Raw genomic sequence first — 24,264 nt, 5'->3', positions numbered from 1 at the left:
GGTCCATCTCATTAGTGTTTTGCTAATAGGATGAACCTTTTCTCATCCATTCAATTCTTAATCTTCTTCAGGAATACCATATATGAGAGTAAGTTCCACCTCATCAGCTCCAGACCACTTGTTTACAGCAATGTGGTCTGCGAATGCTATTGCCATGTGCATTTGTTTCTGGTTTGCAGTGATATCAACGCCATACTTGCTCCTTAATGTTACTGTCATACCGCCACACGCATCCTGATCAATTTTAAGGCAGCATCCGGAAACAGCAGCAAATTCATTAAGAATCGGGAAAAGAGCCTCATTAAACCATTTTTTAAATTTCATGACCTTTTTCTCTTCTTTTTCCTCTTTTATTTTTTCAATAGCTTCCTTGGCAAATACCGCTTCCTCATAAGACAGCCCATCCACCGCATCATACAAATCATTCGATGTTTCATTACTATAGTCAAATTCCTGCATATTCTCTTACCTCCTTCTAACCAGTATACAACATTGTGCATATATGCACAATGTTGATTTATCCGTAATTCAGCTATGATTGTTCTTAGGAGGACTTTTCAATGGTTGATTACAGCCCGTTATGGGACACGATGCAGAAACGCAAAATTACACAGTATACTCTGTTGAAGGATAAGGTCCTTGACAATCATACGCTTGACCGGCTCAAAAAAGGCCAAAATATAACCTTGGTAACATTAGAACGCATATGCAAATATCTGTCCTGCACGCCCAACGATGTCGTATCATTTACAGATGATGCATGAAAAATCTGCCACTTTCTTTGGAAGTTTACGTTTACGCTGTAAATGTAAACTTTTTTATTTCTAAACTTTGATGCAGACAACAAAGTAATTTTAGCGGGTATGTCTGTTATGGGCATATCCTCTTTTTGTTTTGCCAATCAGCCTCCTGGCCTAAGCCGGCCAGATGTAGGTGAATGCAAATCGAATTGACACTCCCGAAGCAACCCATTATACTAAAAATATCGTTGAGCATCCTCCCCATATAACATCGCAGTTTGTATTGTCCGGCCTGCTCATCAAACATTCATTTTAAATGGAGACTCAGAAAACATGGCACTATATGCTCTGGGAGATATGCATCTGGCCTTTTCCGTAGACAAACCTATGGATAGATTCGGGAAAGTCTGGAAAAAGCATGAAGAAAAACTCGAAAAGAATTGCAGAAAACTGATTGGAAATGAAGATACATTTGTCATCACTGGAGATCATTGCTGGGGCAAAAATCTGTCCGAAGCAAAAACAGATCTTGCTTTTATCGCAGATCTTCCCGGAAATAAGATTTTGCTGCGGGGAAATCACGATATGTTTTGGGATGCCAAGAAAACTGCAGTTCTAAATCAAGAATATGAACCACAGCTGCATTTCCTGCAGAATAATCACTATCATTACCAGGATTATGCCCTTGTAGGAACAAAAGGATATACCTTTGAGGGACCATTCTACATCAATTCAAAAGGGCAGATTGTCGGATGGGATGAAGCCAATGAGAAACAGGCCAAAAAGCTGGTAGCGCGGGAAGCGGAACGATTGCGGATTTCTTTTGAAAGCGCCAGAGAGGCCGGCTTCCGTAAATATATTATGTTTCTCCACTATCCGCCAACAAATATCGTGGAAGAGGAGAGTATCTTCACGCGGATGGCCGAAGAGTACGGAGTGGAGCATGTTGTATATTCCCACTGCCACGGAGAGTCCCGTTACGGCGACAGTATCCACGGAGTTCACCATGGGATCCGGTATCACCTGGTTTCTGGAGACTACCTCAATTTTAAGCCTGAAAAGATCCTGGATTAGATCTTCCACTGGAACGGTAGAATAGCATTATTTATGGAATTTTTCTTTCTATATGCTATAATCGTTGCTCATCTCCATAAAAGTTTACGTTTACGGCGTAAACGTAAACTTTTTGTTCTAAAATGCCTAAACAACTCCAAATCAAAAATATTTGCCGTACTTGTCTGCTGAATTATCACATGTGGGAATCAGTGACCACGTGCACTTTAAATTCAACATATATCGTGAAATTCATTGTGTATTCGCCTAATTGCAAAGTAAAATTGATGCTGCATGATATAGCCTTGGGCAAAAATGTCCAGGGCTATTTTTATTTACATTTCTCGCAATAAAAAGTTTACGTTTTTCACTAAAAATAAACTTTCTATTGTTATGTGGCCTGTATGATGCTATAATACAATTAAAGTAAACGTAAATAATGTAAACGTAAACATTTATATCAATCAGGAGCATCCCATGGAAGAAATCAAAGAAAAATCTGCCAAAAAGCCGGTCAGCATGCGCTTGACCGCAACAGCATCGGAACGGCTGATGCACATCATTGATCTGTATAAAAATCTGGAAGACCCAAAAGGCGAGCAGCAGGAGAATGCTATTCTGCGCATTCTTGATATTGCAGAGTCCGACAACATCAGAGGGACACATCCTGAGTTAGAAGGCCCCTTACTGGCAGTTGAAGCCACGATCTCTACATTAATTAAACAACTTAATGGTATAGCAGTCGGCCAGGATGCCAAAATTTCTAGGCTTCAGGAAGCATTAAATGCTGCGATTACAGAAAAAGAACAGGCTATTGCAAAGGCCCAAATTGATATGGATAGGGCCCAGCAAAATACTGATTTGGCTAACAGACTCCAAAAAGAGGCCATGGATACGATGAATAAAGCAGAGGAGGATGCCGCTGCCCAGATTGAAGCCATAAAAAAAGAAACCACTGCTCAAATTGAAAAAGTAATGAGTGAAAAAGAGCATGCATGCCGTGAGCGTGATGATGCCCGCACGATTGCCAATGAAAAAACTGCCAGCAATGATCTTCTTCTCAAAAAAATGACTGGTATGGAAGCCGATCTGGAAAAATACAAGGATTTACAGGAGCAGTACAAAGAGCTCCAGGACAAATTTTCAGCCCTACAGTCTCAGTTAAATGAAAGCAAATTGCGTGCGGAAATTGATAAAGAGCGCGCCGTCATGGATAAAGAGCGTGAAATGCAGGAGCGTATCAGAGAAGCGGATAGAGAAAATGCAAAGCTGCAGGCAAAAATTGAACAACTGTCACCTGCAGAAGCCTCGCCAAAGTAAATATTTTTAAGGAGCCATTCATGAAAAAATCATTAGATCGTTTCCTAATAGCACAGCAGAATTACTATCATGACGCTTATGAGGAATTAAAGGTAGGTAAAAAGAGAAGCCATTGGATGTGGTTCATATTCCCCCAGATTCGTGGTCTCGGATACAGTAATATGGCGATATACTATGCCATTGAAAGTCGTGAGGAAGCTGAAAACTATATTACGGATCCAACCCTCGGCCATAATCTGATTGAAATATCCACTGTCCTGCTGGAAATTAAAGACAACGATGCAAAGAAAGTAATGGGTGAACCAGATGATAGAAAGCTCCAGTCCTGTATGACCCTATTTGATACTGTAGCTCCGGAAATTGATGTATTTGAAAAAGTACTCAAAAAATTTTTCGGTGGAGAAAGAGATAATAGGACCCTGGAAATTCTGCAGAGTTGTGATCATAGGAATGAATAACTGAGTCAATCAACATATAAAAGCACATTTTCATTCTTGCATAAGCAAAGGCTACCGCCTAACAAATACCAGGACGGCAGCCTTTGCGATTATTCCTAGAAGCCCACTTTTTATCATTTATTGAATTTTCTTTTCTCAATGTAATAACACAAACTTATTAGGTAACCAACCACTCCAAAGGAGAAACACTTCATTATTCCGTATGGGAGTCGTCTCAAAAGATACGTCGGAATTTCAGATAATCTGAAAAAGGTGAAATGCCCCGTCATAAATATCATAAATAGATATAGCAACATTCCACATAGAAATCCCTTAGCTGCACTCTTCAATTTCTTATTACAAGAAATCATCTTAACTGCCTCCCTTCAAATTTGAAGTTGCTGAGGTTTCAGTTAAGTTCATTTCCTTCAGCATCAATAAAAACGTACTCCGATGGGACAGATGAACAATAGAACACATACGGATAGGCATCTTTTTCTATCATTTCTTCATGTGTACCTGCTTCATCCGTAATTTTTACAGAAACACAATTTGGATTGTTCACAATAAAGGCATACCCACGATTCCAGTTCAAAACAGCAATATCCATGAAAGGAGACATCGGTTTGTATGTCCGAACATAAGCATATTCTGCTTCTCCTTTGATTTCTACTTCCATAGGAAGGTAGTAATGCGTCTGATATTGATTGCCAGAAATAAACCAAACGAGTGCCGTATCATCTACGGTACACATACCTCCATACTGCATATCAATCGTATCCGCATCGGAAACTGGAATTTCTTCTCTGGCTTTTTCTATCAGTTCATCCGTACCTTTATATGTCTTTGTACAGCCTGAAATAGAAAGACATAATATGCAAGTCAGTAAAATGCATGTGATTCTTTTCATAAAAAACACCTCTGCAACTCCCTATTTTACATTCCTAAGCCGACAGAATTCTCACGTTCTCCCTCCGGTAACACCTGCAGCGCATCCTGCACAGTACTGAACACACGCTCATTCAGCCAGCCTCCCTGTTTTCTGTTCTGGGCCGCAGATATCACTGGGTACTGCCAGATGGTCTTTTGATGGGTGTAATTGAGCCAGGAATCAATCCACCAGTCACTTTCCTTTGCCTTGATTTCGTAAGCCACGTATCCGCGGCAGTTTTCCCCGCGATGTGGCATGGAAAATTCTGCAAAAATGCTGGCATACTGCTGGCTTCCGTAAAATGGAAAATTCTGGTTGGTATCGTATGCTTCATTTTGTAAAGACGCATACTCTGCGGTGTAAGAAGTCCCATCCTTATCGTAAAGGACCTGGCCGGTAAGTTCTCCCTGGGCAGTCCAACCGCCGTTCAATTCCTGGTATGCAGGATTGATCTGCACTGCCTCTGTCCCGCGAAAGCCCGAATTTCCGTTCCATAAGAAATGATGGATTACCTTCCACTGCCCTTCCTGTTCCAGTTCCACTGCCACGCCGTCAAGCTGCAGCCGCTCATCCCCGTCCCGCAGCAAATCATCGCTTTGATTCAGCAAAATCTGTCTGGCATTTTTGCATGCCAGAATATCTTCTTCCTTTAAATCATGCAAAATCTCTTCCGGAAAACCCAGGGATAACAGATGTGCTTTGATTTCTTCACTCGCCGAATCCTGCGTTTCTTTTGCAGTTGTCCACGCCATGTGATAGGAACCAAAACATGTATAGCCGATGAGCAGGCCTGCCGCAGTCAGAATTGCTGCTCCCGCTGCGTATCTTCCATCTGAAATCCGCACCGGATGCTCTTCCAGTACATATTCGGCCTGTTCCAGTTTTTCTGCTATATTCTTTAACTCCACAAGGATTCCAATATATGCGGCAACGATCGCCAGGCCAAGAATCCAGCCCTCATATTCCCGAACCGCAAGCACGGTCACCACCACATACCAGATGATGATATGGAGCAGGACCTCATTTTTTATTTCCGCCTTACGCTTTTCCAGTTCCTCACGCATACCAAGGAAGAGACAAACCATCAGAAAAACCGGCAAAATTCCGCCACAGAAAACAATCACTTTCCATACATATGAAACATAAATTTTCTCCCGTTCGAGCACACTTCCAATCACAATGTTCACGATGGTAATCACAACTTTGAGCGCGGCGCCTGCGTATCCGGCTTTCAGCCAGCGGTTTTCCAGTCTCAGTTTTCGGAATCCCGTAAACAGCAAAAGGGCACCAAGGAAGGGAAGAATCTGATTGAGAAAGAGAAAATTCAATGTAATCCCAAAGAGACCCATTCCAATCAGAATCTTCTCATATGTCTGTTTCCAGAAACTCTCTTCCATGTAATCGCCCCTTTTTCAAATTATTTGTTATAAATATGGTAGCACAAAAGTGAACCTTTATCTTTAATTCTCCATTACAAAACTATTAATTATAACAAACGATAACCAGATATTCATACAGCGATAAACGGGCATTCATAGGAATATTGACTTTTCGATGAAAATATAATAAAATGTAGGCAGCTAAGAAATGTGATGATTTCCCATGCGGCAAAACGAAAACCCCAGAGGGTGCCTCCTCTGGGGTTTTCTTGTTCATTACGGCGAACCGACCGTTTAGGCTGTTGCTGCCTATTTATCTCTGTCCAGCCATTTGCATATGTAGTAGCTAACTACACCTGCTAAAACAGAGACAAAAAATGTGATGATAAAATCTCCCATCCGACTCACCTCCTTTCTGCTGGAGGTTCGGCAGCCTTTTTAGCATAGCACATTTCTTCCCATTAATCTACATAAGTTGTCATACCATCATCTGATAATCCTTGATTTGCCCCAAATCCAATGGTAAAATACTCATAGATTCTTTCATTTCAACAACATTTGTCTCTGACAAAGCGCACGCCATTTTATGACCGAATGAGTGGGGGAATTCTGGAAAAATAAACAGAATAATATGTACGTTGGAGGAACTTCCTTTGGGAGGTTCCTTTTTTCGTGCCCAAAAGGAGGACTTAGCCTATGAAACTTACAATCAGGGATCTTATCCGGCTTCGCCACTGCGAAAGCCACTACCGTCTCGGAAAGCTGGGATTATATGCTGCATCAAAACGTACCCAGTTTTTTTATCAAAAGAAGGACTCTTTAATTTTAGCATTATCCAAAGGGCCTACTTCATTTTCAGAAGCACTCGAAAAAGCATTTCTGGAATACAGCAGAGACTGGTTCCTTAATAACCGCCAGTATGAAACCTGCCGGGATCAGGACCTTGCCAGGTGGCATCGCTTTGCTGACTGGTTCTTTGAGCAGGGTTATCAGATTTTGAAGACCAGGCTCTGCTCAGCGATTTCAGTCAATACAAGCTGCAACCACGTAGCGGTGTCTGAATTATCTGCACAAGCAGATCTGGTTCTTAAAAAGGGGGAGCATGTCTATGCTTTAAGTATTTTCCCGAATGAACCACAGTATTCTGTGAGAGCCAGGAAGCAAGAGACCCAGGCATATTACAGCCTGGAACTGTTATCACAATACCTGATCAGCGCTCCAGCCTATGGACAGGAAACGATTTCCATGATCTGCTACTTAAAATCCAAAGAGGATAAGGCTGATTTTCTGGCCTCACAGTATACGGAAGGGAAATGCTATCTTCAAATGGGATACGGCGGGATAGCGGAGGCCACCCAGGCTCTCCTGAGCACGATCCAGCTTTCCGTACCTCAAAAATGTGAATACTGCCGCTATACAGATGTATGCCATCAGCAGAATACTTCCGCATTGGCACCGGAAAAACAACCAGAAGAAACTTCCATCCCTGTTCCAGCGGAAACAGTCGATTTAGAGAAAGGACTGACACCGGAGCAGCGGAGAGTTGTTGAACACATGGATGGCCCTATGGCAGTCATCGCGGTACCTGGTGCCGGCAAGACTCACTGTCTGATTGCACGTATGGTACGAATGATCAAAAACGGGATTTTGCCGGAACAAATTCTTTTTGTCACCTTCACCAAAAAGGCCGCTGGCGAAATTCTGGAACGTGCCAGACGGGTGCTCGGTGAAGAAAGTGCATTGCCGGCCATCTTTACCTTCCACAGCCTTGGCTACACGATTCTTCGCAAACATGAGGACTTCATAGGAAAATCCTTAAAAATTGCAGAGAAGGTAGACTACTATCGTCTGATTTTGCAGATCATTGATGAAATCTCTCCATTGTCCGGCATTGACTATGACGGACTCACCGGTGATTTCGGCCTGCTGAGCAGGATTTACAACGCTGTACTTTCCATTGAGAAAGACGGACTGGAAGAGTGGAAAAAACATGCGGATTTTCCTGATCCGGATGGTTTAGGGTGCCTTTATCAGAAACTGAAGGAACGAATGAAAGAAGAGGGGTATATCTGCTTTGATGAACAGATCCAGCTTACCAACCAACTGTTTAGCGAATATCCAGATGTATTAAAAAGCTATCAGCAGCGTTTTCGCTATGTAATGATTGATGAATTCCAGGATATCTCGTCAGATCAGGTCGATCTGGTATACGCCATCGCATCCCATGAAAATATTGTGGTTGTGGGAGACGATGATCAGAGTATTTATTCCTGGCGCGGAGGAAGCAACTATTACCTGCTTCATTTTCAGGAGATGTGGAGCAACAGTAAAATCGTGATTCTTCCAGATAATTTCCGGTCGGTAGACCACATTTTGGAAGCTGCAAATGCGCTGATTGCCAATAATACGAATCGGTATCGCAAATCTCTGCGTTCCCATCACCGCGCTACGGTTCGGCCGATTTATCGGAAAAATGTTCTGGTAGATACCATCCGGGATCTGGTTGCATCCGCAGAACGCTCTGGTTATAAACCTGGAGATATTGCCATCATTGCGCGCAAAAATAAAGCGCTGGAAAAGATCAAAAAAAGTTTAGATGGTTTTTACCTTGCAACTTCACCCAAAACATTACTCATAAAGGATGAGGTATTTATTGCCATTCGTGACACATTTTCTCTCTACGTGACCAATTTTCATGATCCACTGGCGCTTTACAGACAGCTGAAACGTAATGGATATGAACTGGACATTCCTGTCGAGCGAGACCACATGTTGGAAAGCTTCTTAAAATATTTCAATCTTCCAGAACCAGATTTATATGATCCGGATCTGCTTGAAATATATGAAGCATCCGGCAGTCCCGGTATCGCACTTGCCAGGACACTTTCTTCCTGTAAAAAACTTCTGTATGCCCAGGATCTGTCCGATGCCGTTCGGTCCATTTACCAGTTTCTCTGGCAGAAGAAGGAACATCCGGCAGTAGAAGAGTTGTGCTCCCGCATCGAAATGCGGGCTATCAATACGGCTTCCGAATTTCTTAACCATATGAATGCCATGATCGAATTTTCTGATACAGCAGAGGTTGAATATCCCGCAAGCCCCGATACGATTACCCTTCTTACTGCTCATAAATCAAAAGGGAAAGAATTTCCCACCGTAGTAATTTATGGAGTAGAAGAGTTTGAAGAATCAGAAGAGGGCCGGAACCTACTGTATGTTTCCATGACCCGGGCCAAACGAAACCTCTTTCTTTTGCAGGGTAGTTTTTCCGATGCCCCACTGTATCCGGAGTTTAAAAACTATGTCGATTGACCGCTGCCGCGGCATCTTGTTCACGCACAGATATTGTGTTAAGATGGGGTATGGAAATAGTGGGGGGAGAATTACATAGCTCCCGGTCACCATAGAACCCTTGATCAAAAAAAATACTATATGGCATATACGGAAAGTAAAAATAACCAGGAGGAAAAGGATTATGAAATTTGAGTGGATTGAAGAAGGGGACGGCCGTTACCGTGTCCAGTTTTTTGACATGGATGAAAAGAAGGTATTCGACATTAAGATTACCGACTATAGTGATCCGTACTGGCAGCAATCAGACCTGGAACGGAAGATTCGTCGCGAATGCTGCTATGACGTTATCTTCTATGCCGGACACCGCAAGAGCTACTCTGACAACCCGAATTACGAAACGGAATATGGTTTTCAGGGTAAATCAGAACATGACATAATATATATCCGGGAACTGTGCAAAAATTTTATAGCAGATTCCTATGTTTTTGATTACGAAAAAGCATTGCGCGGCCTTCAAAAGAGGAAGGCAATGTCAGATTGGTTTCTGGCCAGTGGTTATACCGGAGATTATGAAGGAAAGCAGGAATATAAAAGATCTATTGTAGTTGACGAGCTTGACTAAAAAGCTTACTAAATTGGTTGCCACATCGTCATCTTGTTCACGCGCAGATATTATGTTAATATGGAGTATAGAAATAGCTCGGAAAGGAGGATTTCGCGATGAGCGAAAAAGAAGAGATCATATTCATGCAGACCCGATTGGTACGTTTAGCATCAAAGGAATGGCATCTTCCTGTGGATGAGATTTTTAACATCTTCGGAAAAGCAGATGTACTTGGCTATATCGAAAAATGTTATGGGATTTTTCACTGCGAAGGAGATGATGCTGTATTAGAAGACATCACGGAATTTCTTCAAAGAAAGGGGATCCAAATTAGTGCTTGATTTTACAGATGGGCTTATCCTTTACCATGGCAGCTATTGTGAGGTAAAGAAGCCTTTATTGGAAAGATGCGCCAGACGAAAAGACTTTGGACCACCTCCAAGGACCAGGCTATTCGTTTTCTCAAGACTTCCATTGCTAAAGCATTCGCAAATGGAAGCATTAAAGAGAATCAGGATTATGGCTATCTTTCCATCTTTCAGTTAAGACCTTCACCAGAATTATCCACATATGCATTTGATGATGCAAATGTGGAATGGCTGCACTGTGTTGCGGCTCATCGAAAAAGACTTTTGTTTCTGGATGTTGAAGATACTATGGCAAAATATGATATTATTGCTGGGAAAATTGCGGATGACGCGACAAATGCAACGCTGGCTGCATACCTAGTCGGCGCCTTTGGAATAGCCGGAAGCAAAGAAGCTGATGATTTTTGTATTAAACAGCTACTTCCGAATAAGTTAAAGGATCAGTATTGTTTTAAAACAACTGCAGCGCTTGATTGCCTGCATTTTGTGGAAAGCGAGAAAATATGGCTGAAGAAATGATTTCAAAAGAGCGAATAGACTATACGATTGACCTTCTTATTACCATGGCCGTCGAAGAAATTGCAGAAGATACAGGAAAAAGTCCAAAGGAAATATTGCCGGAATTTTATTCTTCCAAAACCGGCAAGGCACTTTACGATGAGCAGACCCGATTATGGTGCAATGGCCCATCCTATATTGCCGAATTATACATGGACGAACTCTCCAAAAGAAAGATTTGAGAAAAAGCTGTTTCTAACGTATTATGCGTTTGAAACAGCTTTTCTGATTAACAGACCTCCCGGCACTAAGGCTCCTTCTTTTCTGTCCATTCTTAGCTCCTTCTTTTCTGTCCATTCTTGGCGTTGCGCTCACCTTTGATCTATGTTAAACTATCCTTGATAAAATTTATTTCAAACACAATAGACTCTGTCTTCGTTTCAAGCACATTGCTTATTAAAAGGGGATGAGTCTGCACAGATGCGGACCAAATTAGAGGAATTCTAATTTGGTCTTTTTTTGTGCATTCACAACAAAGAGAGGAGGAACCTATGGCTATTTTACAACTGCCGTACAATTTGTCTGCGCTATTCAATTTCAATGAACCAGACACAAATGAGGGGGCGATGGAATCTTCGGATGAAGATTTTTTCGACCTTTTTGATTTTCTGCCAGAAAATACGGTGACTACCAATTATCTGGCCAAAGGAGAGGACCGGATCCAGTCACTGCTCCGGATCAAAACCCGCCGGACTTATTCCATGAATGACTTTTTCAAATTATTTTCCAGAGACCAATTCTGGAAAAAGAGCAACAGCCGAAAAGATTTCACGGAATATCTGATCAAGACCTACTGGAAAAAGGTGATCGATCCTTTTGTAAATACCCTTTACAAAGATTTTCTGGCCGGTCAGATCACGGAACAGGAGATTTCTGAAAAACTGCAGGAGATTCTGGGATTTAGCATTTCTCTATCGCAATGCCATGATGAGCAGGTAACGAGGCTGGTTGGAGCAACCGGTATGCCAACGGACTGTATTTTTCAAATGACTGTATTTGAAAATGAATACTTTCTGGTCTTCGGAAAACTAAAGCCCAGAAACCGGAACCGCAAAATCTATTTGAAAGACGATAAGAGAAAATGTATCTTATGGGATTCCTATTATCTTGCAACACTGGCAGTCATAGAACGTATCCGGATTGAATACAAGCGCTACATCCATTCCATTGAGTCTAAAGACCATGACCTGGTCTATATGTCCATTCTGGATGAAATTGCCCGTAGATACCAGGCTTTTGGGAAAATGTGTACCGTATATGCTTATGAAAAAGAGCAGGTTTTGTATCCAGAAGTCATGCAATTTTTTGACAAGCTGGAAATTCCTGTAAAGGAGCGAATAGCCGGCCAACAAGCGCACGGAATTATATTTCAATTTTCACTCCTGCAGCAGATCCTGCCGATCTTAAATCAGTATTCTATCAGCACAGTGGATTTTCTATGTAATGATAATATTCCAGAGGGATATCTCATCATTATAAAAGCCCTGATGGAACAGCACAAAATGCAGGAAGCGGATGAGCGCTATCATCGAAATAACACAGAGGTAGCCAATGCATTTATGACCAAAAAGAATATTCCGCCAAAGCATCAGGATTACATGAAAGAGAGCCGTTTCTTAACAGTTTACCGCTATATAGAGGTAGACGAAGACTGTGATCTTGACAAAATGCAGGAACTGGAAAAAGAATTTCTTGCTCTTGGGGATATTTTGGGAAAGCATCCCTATGATGCTTCCATTCGTTTCCGCAAGCTTGGCCGACACCATGCTTCCGGCCTTTATTCCCCGGCCTACCAGTGCGTATGCATTGATGTCCGCTCCCCTAGCAGCTACGTCCACGAATTTCTGCACATGTACGATCACTTTCATGGAATGCTGAGTGAAGGCTATGATTTCAAAGAAATCCGGCTTCAGTATGAGGCCTGCCTGCAGGAATATCTTTCGGATTGTGAAGATCCGGATTTAAAAGCACGGCTGAATGGAAACAGCAAATACAACCTGGATTACTATTTGGTCCCAACGGAAGTGTTTGCCCGCTGCGGGGAACTGTATTTTACGCGTTTTCGTGGTGTAGATAATTCTCTTCTGAAATTTGAAAGAGGATTTGACTATCCGGAAAACGAAAAATTATTGGAGCTGATCAAAAAATATTATGATCAGCATTTTTTAACGGAGGAGATATCATTATGAAGAAATTTTTTATCAAGGACCTGGCCAACATGGTCGAAAAGGAAATTGCAACGGAGTTTTTACTTCGGAATGTCAAATTGTCGATCGCGGATGGCCGGCGCTGGCAGGACCTTACGCTCAGTGATAAGAGTGGTATTGTATACGGAAAATGCTGGTCCGAACACATCTCGGATGAAACGGATAACTATGTTGGAAAAATTGTCCGTGTTGTCGGAAAAGTTGAGCTTTTCCGGGAGCAGTGTACGCTGCGGATTGTCCGGATCAGTCCGGCTGAAACATACGATCCGGCAGATTTCCGGGTTACTTTGTCCAGCTACGATGTAGAACAAAGTATCACCCTCTTAAAAAAACTCCTCGATGAAATTGAGGATCCCAAATTGTATAGTTTATGCTGCGCTGTATTCGGTATGGGGACTGCCAGATACGAACGGTTTTTGGAATTCCCACTGACCGAGGAAGCCACACATCCATACTTTGGCGGTTTTTTAAAGCATACCATCAATGTTGCAAACCTGGCTGATATGGCGCTTACTATCTGCGAAGGCAGCCCAAATGAAGTGATCCGGCCGGATCCATCGCTGGTCATTGCCGGTGCGCTTCTTCACGCAAGCGGCGTGCTTTCCCAGCTCACACTCAGCGCTGCGGAAGGCATCTTCACGGACCGGGCCCGCCTTTTGAGTTCCTCCACAGATGCGGTTTTAATGGCAGTCTGCACAAACAGCCGATTAGAACAGGAGAAACGAGTTACGGATATGTCCGCACTTTTACATATTCTGGAAGCTGCCAATGGAACGACACCGCCTAAAACCAAGGAGGCAGTTATTGTCACCAACGCAGTACGAATGAGCAAAGAGCTGAATTCTATCGATCAGATCTTTTTCGAGTCTGACCGTATGCATCCGACCGATAAGACCCGGAAAGCTTTCTGCGACTATCTGGGTTATGAGGTCTTTCGAGGAGGAGAGGAATGTTTGAAAAACTGATTTTAAACCCATATGTGAAAAATGCTCTGAAGCAATACATGGACAAAGGACAAAAAAATGCTCAGCATTTAATTCTGTCAGGCCCTCAGGGTACTGGAAAGCGGACCTGTGCAGATATCCTGGCACACTTTCTCCTGGACATCAGACTTGATAAGCCACTCCATTCCTGCGCAGATTTTTTCTGTCTGGACTGTGACCAGGCAAGCATCAAATTGTCTGATACGGAGGACCTAAGAGAATTTATTTCCTATTCCAGTACTGTGCGCCGCGTTGTTTTGATTGATAATGCGAATCAGATGACCCCAAACGTGGCCAACAGCCTGCTAAAAGAGTTGGAAGACGGGCAATGTGTATTCATTTTTATAGCACACAAGCCTTTGATCCGCACGGTATGCAGCCGATGCTTTGAAATCCGTTTTCTTCCGGTAAATGAAGATGATATGGCACAGTTTTTTATGGAACAGGGAGATCTTGTATCATTAGAGGTGGTTACAGCTTCTAATGGCTGTCCCGGACTATTCCGACAGCTAAATGCTGATGACGCTTTCATATCTATGACCGCCAGAATGATAAAAGCACTGAACCAACAAAATCATGCGGATCTTCTGTCAACCTTCGGTCTCCTGAAAGAAAAAGACGAATTTGCTTTGGAAGCATTTTCACCGGCCGCCCGTCTGGCAATCGTGAGGCTTTTGGAAGCCATCTATGCAGATCAATACCTGCATAAACTTGTTGGAAGCAAATTATTCCCGTATATGACGGAACTGCCTATTTCTGCTAAACAGGCTTACCAGATTTCTGAACAGGCACACAATATCCGGGGCAAAAAGCTACTCTACACAAAACATGATTTTCTGGAACTCCTGTTCCAGATGATGAAAGAGGGGGAATTATGACTCTTTATACCAAGATACGCCCAAAAACCTTCGATGAGGTAAAGGGGCAGGAATTTACTGTAAATAATCTGAGAATGCAGTCCATCTGCGACAAATTCTTTCAGGTAATTATTCTGGCCGGGCAGTACGGGGCCGGGAAAACAACACTTGCCAGGATCGTGGCCACGGCAGCAAACTGTAAAAACAAAGATAAGAATGGAAACCCTTGCGGTACCTGTGATGGATGCAGATCTGTATCTAGTGGATCTGTAGACTTTCTGGAAATCGACGGTGCCAGTAACACCGGAGTTGATCATGTAAGGGACCTGACAGACTGGCTACACGAGCGCCCACTCGGAAAGCGGAAAATCGTTATCATTGATGAGGTACACATGCTTTCCCGTCAGGCTTTCAACGCCCTTTTAAAAACACTGGAGGAACCACCAGCTTATGCACTGATCATTCTTTGCACAACAGAAGCAGACCGGATCCCGGCAACCATCCGGTCGCGATCTGCCTGCTATACCATCACGCAGATCCCAGAGGCCATCATCTGTGAACATCTTCTTGAAGTTGCGACAGAATTTCAAATCCGTATTCAGCCGGAAGCTGCAGAACTGATTGCTTCCTATTCTGGTGGTGCGATGCGAAATGCCTTAAAACTGCTGGAACAGCTATCAAATGGCGAAGATGAAATCACGGCTGATGTCGTTCGATCTGTTCTCGGGATGTCTGAAAAAGATGAGCTGCTCCGAATCATCCAAGCGATGCTTTCTGGAAATTACACAAAGCTGCTGGAATCTTTAAATTCCATTGCCAAAAGCGGAAAATCTCTTCTAAGCCTTACGGAAGAGCTCCTAAATGAATCCACATCCTTGCTGCTGGCCAAAACAGGGCAGCCATCATCATCTTCAGCTATCGCAGAAAACTATACACTAGAACGGCTTTGCGAGCTGTCTGCTAAAATAAACTGGCTGAATGATGAACTAAAAAATGCTGCCGGCAGCGGAATAGCAGCCTATATCCATGCGACAAAAGATCTGAACACTGGTGAATCAGGTCTTGCTGGAAAATTAAAATCATTGGAAGATCAGATGTTCAGGCTGTCTGCCGAACTAAAGTCTATAAAATCCGTCGGATTTTCGAAACCGGTCGATACGGCTCTGGAAGCAGAAACCAATATCCCGATAACTTCCAATAGCTCTGCTCAGCCCGACTTACCCGAGGAGAGTGTACCTGTTTTAATCACTCCTTCCAAAACCTCTGAAGTTGCGCAAACAGAAACTACAGATTTTGACGCACTTTTTGGTGACTGGGGCTTTGACTCCTTTGATAATACGGACGAACCCGGATTTTTTGAAAGTGCAGAGGAAACTGGCACTTCTTTCCAAGAGACAGCAACAGTTTCTGAAACTTCTGCGGCTCTTTCTGCGGGAGAACTTGCACAAAAAAGTTTGTCCGAGAGAATCAGCAATGACCCTGTCATAAAGGAAAAACTTCTTTCTGCTGAGTGGATCACGCAGGAAGAGAACCTTTTACTTAAGGTGCTGCCAGAATACAAAGAAGATATCCTGTTATTTATTGCTGCAAGTGGCATAAAAAACATTACAATCTGCTAACTACACAGGGACCATGAACCGCAATTGTTTATGGTCCTCATGAATACTTATCACACATGATTACGGAACTATACTGTAAAAAATTTTATTTAGAATAGGGGGATATATATGGATTTCATTGATGATCTGGATGTTTCTATAATCGCAAATATACTTGTAAATATGGGTATTGACATTAGTAATTTAAACGATATTACTGATGCCGATGACTACGAAGATACAATTTCTACCATTACTGCATCACTTGAAAAATTGCGAAACGAGGAAGATCCACTATATGTGCTTCTTGAACTGATTGCTGGAGACAATGAAGAATTGGTGGATTTCTATTTTAAAATGGTTGGATTTCACTAAGGAACCTAGAATATGCACAATGATTGGGAAGCCCATTAACTTCCGGCCTTCAACACCTAAAGTGCATATCATTTCTACACAGCGTTTTCAATAGTTAGTATGTATAGACTGATAAACTGCAGCCAATTATAAAAGCTGCAGTTTATCAGTTTTTCTTTTTTATACCTCTCACAGTACTTATGATACCTTACAAAAGAGTCAATCTTAAACAATTCCCCTTCTACTTTCATTTGTCTTGCAGGAAATCCACTCTTTCTGTATAATATAAGCTAGGGTTTATTTTTTAGCTTTTAGGAGCGTGAATAATGGAAAAAGATTCAGATTTATTAAATAAAAAGAAAACTGTTCAGATTTCAGTAACAGATAAAGATGGAAAAGAGCACCCCATTGATGTTGAAACCGAGATGGTACCTGTTGGTCATGAGATCAATTATCAAACCGAAAATGAGTGGTGGTCAAAGGATCCTGAAACCGGAAAAGTATATGCGCCAATTCCCGAACATTATGCCCTGCACTTTCAGGAACTTCAAGCTCGTATGAAGTCTGGCCCACCTTTGACAGAAAATGAAAATCGTGTATATGAGGCTCTCAAAGTGGTTCTTCAGGAGCTGCCGGTTTTTGCCGCTGATAACGCATACAACGCACAACCTAATGCATCTTCTCTAGAATCCATAGAACACGAAACCAAAAAAAGGACCAACCGAACAAGAAAAAAAGACTATGTCGATACTTCATTGACCAAGCACATCTCCCTGATCATTGATCAGGAGTATGAATCTGGTTTAAGTTTACGCAAAAGCGGAAGTGCATATCTAACACCTCTGGAATCAACAGATGGCCTCAATTATGATGCTAATACCGGAAAACTTTATTTTGAAGGAGTACCTGTATCAGAAGCAAAACTGGAAGAAATTAGTCGTGGTAAGGTTGTTGAAATCGGTGAATTTGATCTGCCCTTATTAAAACTATTTTACAGTATTATTCTTGCCGATATTAAAAATACTATCAACCAAAACCAGTATGCGATAAACGAAAGTTTTACTATTTACTTACCCGATTTGGCCGAACTTATGGGGAAAGGACGTAATTTAAGTGATAATGATATAATCATGCTGCGAAATAAGACAGGAGCATTCCAAACCATCTACGGGATTATTCGCGATCCAAAATATCCAAAACGAATCGGATCCGCTTTACCGCTTTTGGTTTCACTGGGTTATGATGACACCACGAACACAATACGTTTTTCCTCTCCCTACATGCTTCGCTTAATTCAGACACTGTATAATGTAAAGGTACGACAGTCAAAACTCAACTTAAATAAGATTACTGAACCTGCAAAGTTCTTAATATCAGAACATACCGATATCATTTATACATCAATTGCTAAAGAAAGAAATAAACGCGCCGTAGAGATTGTTTTCGCCATTGTGACAATGATTGAGCAATCTACAGACGAAAATGTATGTATCACCGTTCGGGATATTTTTGATCGCTCTCCTCAATTAGTAGAAGCGCTTAACAATACAATCCGTACAGCGAATAAAAATACTCTATTAAAGCGTGCTTTTTCGAAAGCTTATGAGTTGTTGGAAAAAAAGACTACATTGAAAGAGCATTATCCTTATATGGTTTTCTCTGAAGAACTTTTGGGAATTCCAACTGTAAGTACTTTAAACGAAATGAAGCTGCACTTCATCAAAAAAAAGTAACTCGAACCGAGGACATACTGTTCTCGGTTTTCTATCATGTGGTGGCTACATAACTTCAAACCAAATATCTTTAGTAATTTTTAGAAAATGCATTAACCGATCAACTGCAGTTCAAATACAGATACATTTTTGCATAGTATAGTAATTAAACAGCTGCAGCTCAGATACAGCCACTTTTCGGAGAACTGCGCTATCTGAACAGCTTCGACTCAGATACACTACTTTTCGGTAAACTGCGCTAGCCGGTCAATTCCAGCCCAAATGCAGCTATTTTTCGGTAAACTGCGCTATCCAAGCGGCTCTACCTCAGATGCACTACTTTTCGGAGAACTGCGCTATCTGAACGACTCCGACTCAGATGCTCCACTTTTCGGTAAACTGCGCTAGCCGGCCAGTTCCAGCCCAAATGCAGCTATTTTTCGGTAAACTGCGCTATCCAAGCGGCTCCAGCTCAGATGTACTACTTTTCGGTAAACTGCGCTATCTGAACGGCTCTACCTCAGCTGCGTTACTTTTCGGTAAACTGCGCTATCTGAACGGCTCCGCCCCAGATAACCAACTTTTCGGAGAACTGCGCTATCTGGTCAGTTCCAGCCCAAATGCAGCTATTTTTCGGTAAACTGCACTAGCTAAACAGTTCCAGCTTAGATGCTCCACTTTTCGGAGAACTGCGCTAATCGGCCCGTTTCAGCGCAAATACAACTATTTTTCAATAAACTGCAGTAGCCTTTCGGCAAAATACTATAGCTTTTCGGTAAACTGCGCTAAGCTTTTTCGGAGAACTGCAGTAGCTTTTTCGGTAAACTGCGGTAGCTTTTTCGGAGAACTGCGGTAGTTTTTTCGGAGAACTGCGCTATATTTTTCGGAGAACTGCGGTAAATTTTTCGGTAAAGTGCAGTAGCTATTTTCGGTAAAGTGCGGTAACCATTTTCGGTAAAGTGCGGTAGTTTTTCCCGAAAAAACCCTTATTTTACAATACTTCCCCCATTTTCAGTCTTATTTTCCCCATTTATTTTCTCATTAACACATCTCACAAAACAGTCCTTTTTTACCCGTTTTCCCACACTTTGGCAATATTCCAAATTTTTTTATTTCCCTTTATAATTAACATTACATTGCGGAAAGGGGGTGGATCCAGAGTGAAACGTTTTGCGAATGTAAGCATTCCATCCATAAAGAAAATCATTCATACTTCATTCGAGAAGCAGCTATTAAAAAGCTGCTCTGTTCGGCTGTTCATTCTGATCCATTTCTATGCCAACGCAAATACCGGCATCACTTCACCACTCGATTTGGAAGATCTGGCACAAGCACTTGATTGTAACATCAAAACCGTTCGCAGCAATATTCTCCGGTTGGAGTCCTGCGGCTTTTTTGATGTATCTATGGATCCGGTCACAGAAGAGTATACCTTTACAATCCATGACTACACCAAAATGTATAATCCTATCGGTCTTGGCGGTGGTTATATCCAGTGTACATATGATTTGCTTGAGCAGCTCCTGCAGATCAAATCCATTAATGAGCTACGAGTGATCCTTATGCTTCTTTGTGAAGCGATCACCACTGAACTTCAGAGTTCTGCAAAGCTGGCCGTGGCCAAACTCACATTTAAAGAATTACTTGCCGGTTTACCAAAATATGTAAAACCAGGTGTGGTAAAGCAGATTTTGGATCATGCCAACTCCTTCAAAACTATTTTTAAGGAAGAGTACACCAGGAAAAAACGCTATATTGCTGCAAAGCTCAATGATTGTTTTAATGGAGCGACTACCAAAAACCAGGTCCGTCAGGAAGCCTACTCCGAAATTGTTTCTTTTACCACTGAAATGGATGATGTGATCCGCACCTTTAACACTTACCTGTTTGAGGACAAGTTAAGAGAGAGAATGCAGTATGAGGAGATTCTGAAAACAGAATATGGCATTGCCTTCGATCAGACACCTACCCTGGATGCTGAGCATTTACTTCCTATCTATGATTTTGAAGAAACTCAGTATCATGATCTTACCATCATGGCACAGGACTATGAAATTGGTACGGTTCTTGATGCACTGCACCTTTTCTATAACCGTTATATCCTCACAAAACTCTATGATGCAAAGAAAGGGCCTGGCTCGCTCGTTCGATCCATCATAAGGGAATTAATCCAAAATCCACAAATTGCATAAGTTTCGCTTCACCGGCATCCGCTAGGATGCCTATTTCTCGTTCCATTCTGTATTTTCATACCCGTTTTCTGGGTAATTTTTTTCCTATTTATTGCTTTTCAATGTGTATTTTTTTCAGCAATATCTAAATTTCCAGGTCGGTTATCCACAATTTCTTTTATTTGATCCAGAAAAAAATCACCCTTTTTATAAAAAAACCATTCTTTTCATCAGAAAATCATCTTTCTCAAAATAAAAACTGCATTTGCTTCTAAAAATCGGCTGATCCAAAAAATAATGCCTGAAATAGCTCCTTTGACAGCAGAAAATTACTCATGTTTTTACATGTCTTTTATGTCTTTGAATTTTTTTATGTTTTTTAGCTCTTTTAAATAAAACGCGTTCCGCGACTAGCCCCTTACGGAGAGAGTGATTGTGAAGAGGAAATAAATCATCCAAAAGAACCTTATTTCAACTCTATCAGAAAATAATACCTATTGTTTGCAAATATTGCCTGAAATATCTATCGGGAATCCCTATATATACGCCAAAGAGATCCATGTCTTCTATGTCTTTTATATTTTTTATATTTATAGAATGTCAGCTGCACAAGCATATCTGTTTGATTATTTGCTTTTTAGTATAACAATCCTTGCTTTGGAAAGAATTCAATGGTAAAATAATTACAAATTCTTTCATTTCAATTATATTTGCTTCTGGCAAAGTGAGAGTCAGTTAAGACCAAGTAATGGAGGAATTCTGCAAATAAACAGAATATATACACATTGGAGGAACTTCCTGTCGGAGGTTCCTTTTTTCGTGCCAGAAAGGAGGACGATGTCGATGAAACTTATGAAAGTGGATTTTATCCGGTTTTGCCGCGATGGAATCTTTATTTAGTTGTTTCAATCAATATGCAATGACCTGTGAAAAAATGATTTATTTTTAAGAAAACCAGGAAAATGAAAACAGGAAAGAGAGGATAACTATGAAAGAATTTAAAACACTGGGGTATGACTGGGAATGTGGCCATGAGGATTTGATCATCAGAGTATTATCCTATGCTGACAGAAAACGGCTTTATATTGGATTATACAAAGAAGAAAACGGAGAATGGGAGGACTTTGGTAATCTGACTGTAAATCTGCCTCATGAAGATGTAAAAAAGAATGAAGCATTCATTGATCACAATTTTTTCGAGTCCAAATTGCAGTTCATTAAAAAGTATCAGCTGGGAGAAATTTTACCTGAAACAGCCGTATCAGGATACTGCACTTTTTCGAAGGTAGCATTTGATCTTGACCGGCTGGAAGAATTTGATCCGGACGGAGTATGCGCGTACCGGGAACTCCACGGGGAAAAGAGCTCATCAGAGGATGAAGAAGAGGATCTGGATGATTACACGTTAATTAAAAAGATGCATGATTTAACGGAACGTTATCTGACACTGGATGATGGTCTGTCATCTGCAGAAAAAGCAGCTTTCCTTAAGGTGGAGATAGCAGAAGTAGCGTATGCTTTCTATATAAATAACGTTTTCTCCTGAGAGGAAGAAGAAGTATTCCGTGCTATTTCCAGATTAAATACGGATCTTACGGATATAGCGGCTGGCTGAAAATAGTCAGCCGCATTTTGGAAAGCTTCTATCAGAGTCTAAAAATCAAAGCGCAGCACTGAGAGTTTGGTGTGGCCTTAGATCTGTTGACAGGCATTGATGGCAATGTTATACTCCCATTAATAATAGCTTTTCATGTAAGTTATTTTTACAGAGTGTGGGTTTGTGACTGCATCTGTATTGAAATGGGATTCTTAGATTAAGTCAATGTGAATGTTACATTGGCTATTTTTTTTCAAAAATAGAGGAGGAAGGTGTGCGATGAAAGGCACAGTGAATGGAAAATCTTTGGATCAGGTGCTGAGTGAATTGAAGGCACCGTTTCCAGAAGAGGAACTTAAGAAGAATGAAAAAAATGAAACGTATATTCCGGTTGAAAGCCTGGAGAGCCGTTTGAACAGTGTCATCGGGGTTTTAAACTATGATACTTTGGTTACGTATGAAGGTATCCAGGAAGTTCTCGGGCGCTTTGTGGTAGTGGCCAAGACGATTCTGATTATCTATGATGATGAACGGAATGCCTTGATCCGAAAGTCTGCGCTTGGAGGCAGTAATATCATTGTTGTCAAAGATACTGGAAAGCCGTCCAGTTTAAAAACGGATATCGCAGCTGCACAATCGGAAAGTTTCAAAAATGTATGTAAGTTGCTTCAGATTGGTATCAGCCAGATCAGGAGCGGCAAGCAGCGCAGAGGACAGAATGGCACTAAGCAGCGCAGGGAAGAAAAGAATTTATATAAAATTCGTTTTACGTCTTCCCTTTCTGCGGGTAACAAATGCTATAAGGCAGATTGTGTGGATATAGCGACAGAAGAAAAGTTCCTGTTCGTAATTTTTAGTGGTCAGTACTCAAAGATTGAGAAATATGTAGAGTTTTCAAAATTTGTGCGTACCTACCGGGAAGGAAAAGAACTGGCCTTTTATGGACGTAAAGATGAATTTCATGGCCAGCGACGAATTGTTTTTGAGGAACCATCTGTAAAAGAATAAAAAATAATGAAATGGAGGATAGAGCATGAATCGAGTTATATTGATGGGTCGATTGACCAGGGATCCGGAAGTCAGGTACACTCAGGGTGAGCGCTCCATGGCCGTTGCCAGATATACACTGGCAGTTGACCGGAGAGGAGCAAGAAAGAGCCAGGACGGAAATGAGCAGACTGCCGATTTTATTAATATCGTGGCATTTGACAGAGCAGGTGAGTTTGCAGAGAAGTATTTTCGTCAGGGGATGCGTGTACTGGTGTCCGGACGCATCCAGACTGGCAGTTACACCAACAAAGAAGGTCAGCGTGTTTATACCACAGATATCATCGCAGATGATCAGGAATTTGCTGATAGTAAAAATGCGTCCGCTGGAGGAAAACAGGCACCAGAAATGGGAAAGCCGATCGGTGATGGCTTTATGTCAATACCGGATGGCGTAGAAGATGAGAGTTTGCCATTTAACTAAATATGTGCATGCTAGAGGAGGTTCTGATTTTTCAGAGCCTTCTTTATTTTATGAAAGGGAAATGAAAATGAAGCAGTATATACCGGATATTACAGAGCGCTTTCCTGAAGGGTATGGCGGTGTTGATATGACACCGGCCTATTTTGGAGAGCCGGTTGACTGGAGTAGAGCTTATCAAAGAGAAAAGGAAGATTATGAAGATCGAGATATTGATGCTGAAAGAGAATAATGAACGCGGGGTAAGAATGATGTTTCTTTCACTGGAGCAGCTTCAGAAATTGAAGCTTAATCCTACTCGCGCGGATTATGAAATTGCTTATGAGACGGAAGTGAAAGAGCAGGAGGGAACGGCATTGAATGTATCAGAAATTATGGAGGGTCTGTATGAGAGATTAAATCGCCCAGATCGTCCCAATAGAAAAACAATGCGTTCCATGTCGGTAGGAGATATTATTCAGATCGATGGCAAAGAATTATTCTTTTGCGATTCTGTGGGATTTAAGAAAATTTCTTTTGCTGGTACGGGGGAACTCGTTTTGAAGGCCGGGAAAGAGAACTCAGAGAAAGGAAAATAATCAGATCCTGGTAGACCAGGTTGCGATGAGAGTGTTGTACTTCGCATAAAGCACC

General features: G+C 41.7%; 24 protein-coding genes. 21 read left to right on the top strand and 3 right to left on the bottom strand.

Going from position 1 to position 24,264, the window contains the following annotated elements:
- Positions 1–57: 57 nt before the first annotated feature.
- Complete coding sequence (locus tag ACZM6M_RS09270) at positions 58–459, bottom strand: hypothetical protein (protein ID WP_118542818.1); 402 nt, start codon at positions 457–459, stop codon at positions 58–60.
- Positions 460–560: 101 nt separating this feature from the next.
- Here ACZM6M_RS09270 and ACZM6M_RS09265 point away from each other — a divergent pair, with 101 nt between their 5' ends.
- The 4 genes from ACZM6M_RS09265 (at position 561) to ACZM6M_RS09250 (ending at position 3,571) form a co-directional block, all read left to right on the top strand.
- A complete protein-coding gene (locus ACZM6M_RS09265) occupies positions 561–764 on the top strand; it encodes a helix-turn-helix domain-containing protein (protein ID WP_118542819.1) in 204 nt (67 codons plus the stop codon).
- A 309-nt stretch (positions 765–1,073) separates the two neighbouring features.
- Positions 1,074–1,814 carry a metallophosphoesterase gene (locus tag ACZM6M_RS09260; protein WP_118542820.1) on the top strand — a complete coding sequence of 247 codons (741 nt, stop codon included), beginning with the start codon at positions 1,074–1,076 and terminating at the stop codon, positions 1,812–1,814.
- Positions 1,815–2,270: 456 nt separating this feature from the next.
- Positions 2,271–3,113, top strand: a complete 843-nt coding sequence (locus ACZM6M_RS09255) for a hypothetical protein (protein WP_118542821.1) — start codon at positions 2,271–2,273, stop codon at positions 3,111–3,113.
- Between the two features lie 20 nt (positions 3,114–3,133).
- A complete protein-coding gene (locus tag ACZM6M_RS09250; protein WP_118542822.1) occupies positions 3,134–3,571 on the top strand; it encodes a DUF1810 domain-containing protein in 438 nt (145 codons plus the stop codon).
- Between the two features lie 388 nt (positions 3,572–3,959).
- Here the strand turns inward: ACZM6M_RS09250 and ACZM6M_RS09245 are convergent, their stop codons facing one another.
- Positions 3,960–4,460 carry a hypothetical protein gene (locus ACZM6M_RS09245; RefSeq protein WP_489490212.1) on the bottom strand — a complete coding sequence of 167 codons (501 nt, stop codon included), beginning with the start codon at positions 4,458–4,460 and terminating at the stop codon, positions 3,960–3,962.
- Between the two features lie 26 nt (positions 4,461–4,486).
- Positions 4,487–5,878, bottom strand: coding sequence for a hypothetical protein (locus ACZM6M_RS09240; protein WP_118656564.1), 1,392 nt, complete (start codon positions 5,876–5,878; stop codon positions 4,487–4,489).
- 678 nt (positions 5,879–6,556) lie between these two features.
- Here ACZM6M_RS09240 and ACZM6M_RS09235 point away from each other — a divergent pair.
- From ACZM6M_RS09235 to ACZM6M_RS09155, 17 genes are all read left to right on the top strand, one after another.
- Complete coding sequence (locus tag ACZM6M_RS09235) at positions 6,557–9,172, top strand: ATP-dependent helicase (protein WP_489490210.1); 2,616 nt, start codon at positions 6,557–6,559, stop codon at positions 9,170–9,172.
- 163 nt (positions 9,173–9,335) lie between these two features.
- Positions 9,336–9,776, top strand: coding sequence for a hypothetical protein (locus ACZM6M_RS09230; RefSeq protein WP_118542827.1), 441 nt, complete (start codon positions 9,336–9,338; stop codon positions 9,774–9,776).
- Between the two features lie 98 nt (positions 9,777–9,874).
- A complete protein-coding gene (locus ACZM6M_RS09225; RefSeq protein ID WP_118656560.1) occupies positions 9,875–10,099 on the top strand; it encodes a DUF3791 domain-containing protein in 225 nt (74 codons plus the stop codon).
- A gap of 66 nt (positions 10,100–10,165) precedes the next feature.
- Positions 10,166–10,645 (top strand): DUF3990 domain-containing protein, encoded by a 480-nt coding sequence (locus tag ACZM6M_RS09220; RefSeq protein WP_243032091.1) that lies wholly within the window; start codon positions 10,166–10,168, stop codon positions 10,643–10,645.
- Positions 10,630–10,866 carry a hypothetical protein gene (locus ACZM6M_RS09215; protein ID WP_118542829.1) on the top strand — a complete coding sequence of 79 codons (237 nt, stop codon included), beginning with the start codon at positions 10,630–10,632 and terminating at the stop codon, positions 10,864–10,866. Before ACZM6M_RS09220 ends, ACZM6M_RS09215 begins: the two co-directional genes overlap by 16 nt.
- A gap of 309 nt (positions 10,867–11,175) precedes the next feature.
- Positions 11,176–12,873, top strand: a complete 1,698-nt coding sequence (locus tag ACZM6M_RS09210) for a hypothetical protein (RefSeq protein ID WP_118542830.1) — start codon at positions 11,176–11,178, stop codon at positions 12,871–12,873.
- Positions 12,870–13,856 (top strand): hypothetical protein, encoded by a 987-nt coding sequence (locus tag ACZM6M_RS09205; protein ID WP_118542831.1) that lies wholly within the window; start codon positions 12,870–12,872, stop codon positions 13,854–13,856. The genes ACZM6M_RS09210 and ACZM6M_RS09205 overlap by 4 nt, the downstream gene beginning before the upstream one ends.
- Complete coding sequence (locus tag ACZM6M_RS09200; RefSeq protein ID WP_118542832.1) at positions 13,841–14,752, top strand: AAA family ATPase; 912 nt, start codon at positions 13,841–13,843, stop codon at positions 14,750–14,752. The genes ACZM6M_RS09205 and ACZM6M_RS09200 overlap by 16 nt, the downstream gene beginning before the upstream one ends.
- Positions 14,749–16,350 (top strand): DNA polymerase III subunit gamma/tau, encoded by a 1,602-nt coding sequence (gene dnaX / locus ACZM6M_RS09195; protein ID WP_118656558.1) that lies wholly within the window; start codon positions 14,749–14,751, stop codon positions 16,348–16,350. Before ACZM6M_RS09200 ends, dnaX begins: the two co-directional genes overlap by 4 nt.
- 108 nt (positions 16,351–16,458) lie before the next feature.
- On the top strand, positions 16,459–16,704 hold the full coding sequence (locus ACZM6M_RS09190) for a hypothetical protein (protein ID WP_118542834.1): 246 nt from the start codon (positions 16,459–16,461) through the stop codon (positions 16,702–16,704).
- A 305-nt stretch (positions 16,705–17,009) separates the two neighbouring features.
- Positions 17,010–18,416: a hypothetical protein gene (locus ACZM6M_RS09185; RefSeq protein ID WP_118542835.1), complete on the top strand. Its 1,407-nt coding sequence runs from the start codon at positions 17,010–17,012 to the stop codon at positions 18,414–18,416.
- Between the two features lie 1,139 nt (positions 18,417–19,555).
- The gene (locus tag ACZM6M_RS09180) at positions 19,556–20,587 is read left to right on the top strand and encodes a hypothetical protein (protein WP_118542836.1); all 1,032 of its coding nucleotides are present in this window, start codon (positions 19,556–19,558) and stop codon (positions 20,585–20,587) included.
- 967 nt (positions 20,588–21,554) lie between these two features.
- The gene (locus ACZM6M_RS09175) at positions 21,555–22,112 is read left to right on the top strand and encodes a DUF4313 domain-containing protein (protein WP_118542837.1); all 558 of its coding nucleotides are present in this window, start codon (positions 21,555–21,557) and stop codon (positions 22,110–22,112) included.
- 330 nt (positions 22,113–22,442) lie between these two features.
- Entirely contained in the window at positions 22,443–23,171 is a 729-nt protein-coding gene (locus ACZM6M_RS09170) for a hypothetical protein (protein ID WP_118542838.1), read from the top strand.
- Between the two features lie 25 nt (positions 23,172–23,196).
- Positions 23,197–23,634 carry a single-stranded DNA-binding protein gene (locus ACZM6M_RS09165; protein WP_118542839.1) on the top strand — a complete coding sequence of 146 codons (438 nt, stop codon included), beginning with the start codon at positions 23,197–23,199 and terminating at the stop codon, positions 23,632–23,634.
- Positions 23,612–23,863, top strand: coding sequence for a hypothetical protein (locus tag ACZM6M_RS09160; protein WP_118656554.1), 252 nt, complete (start codon positions 23,612–23,614; stop codon positions 23,861–23,863). The genes ACZM6M_RS09165 and ACZM6M_RS09160 overlap by 23 nt, the downstream gene beginning before the upstream one ends.
- The gene (locus ACZM6M_RS09155; RefSeq protein ID WP_118585007.1) at positions 23,829–24,209 is read left to right on the top strand and encodes a YodL domain-containing protein; all 381 of its coding nucleotides are present in this window, start codon (positions 23,829–23,831) and stop codon (positions 24,207–24,209) included. The genes ACZM6M_RS09160 and ACZM6M_RS09155 overlap by 35 nt, the downstream gene beginning before the upstream one ends.
- Positions 24,210–24,264 lie beyond the last annotated feature (55 nt).

This window comes from Enterocloster sp., assembly GCF_057861365.1.
This window is presented reverse-complemented; position numbering and strand designations above follow the sequence as displayed.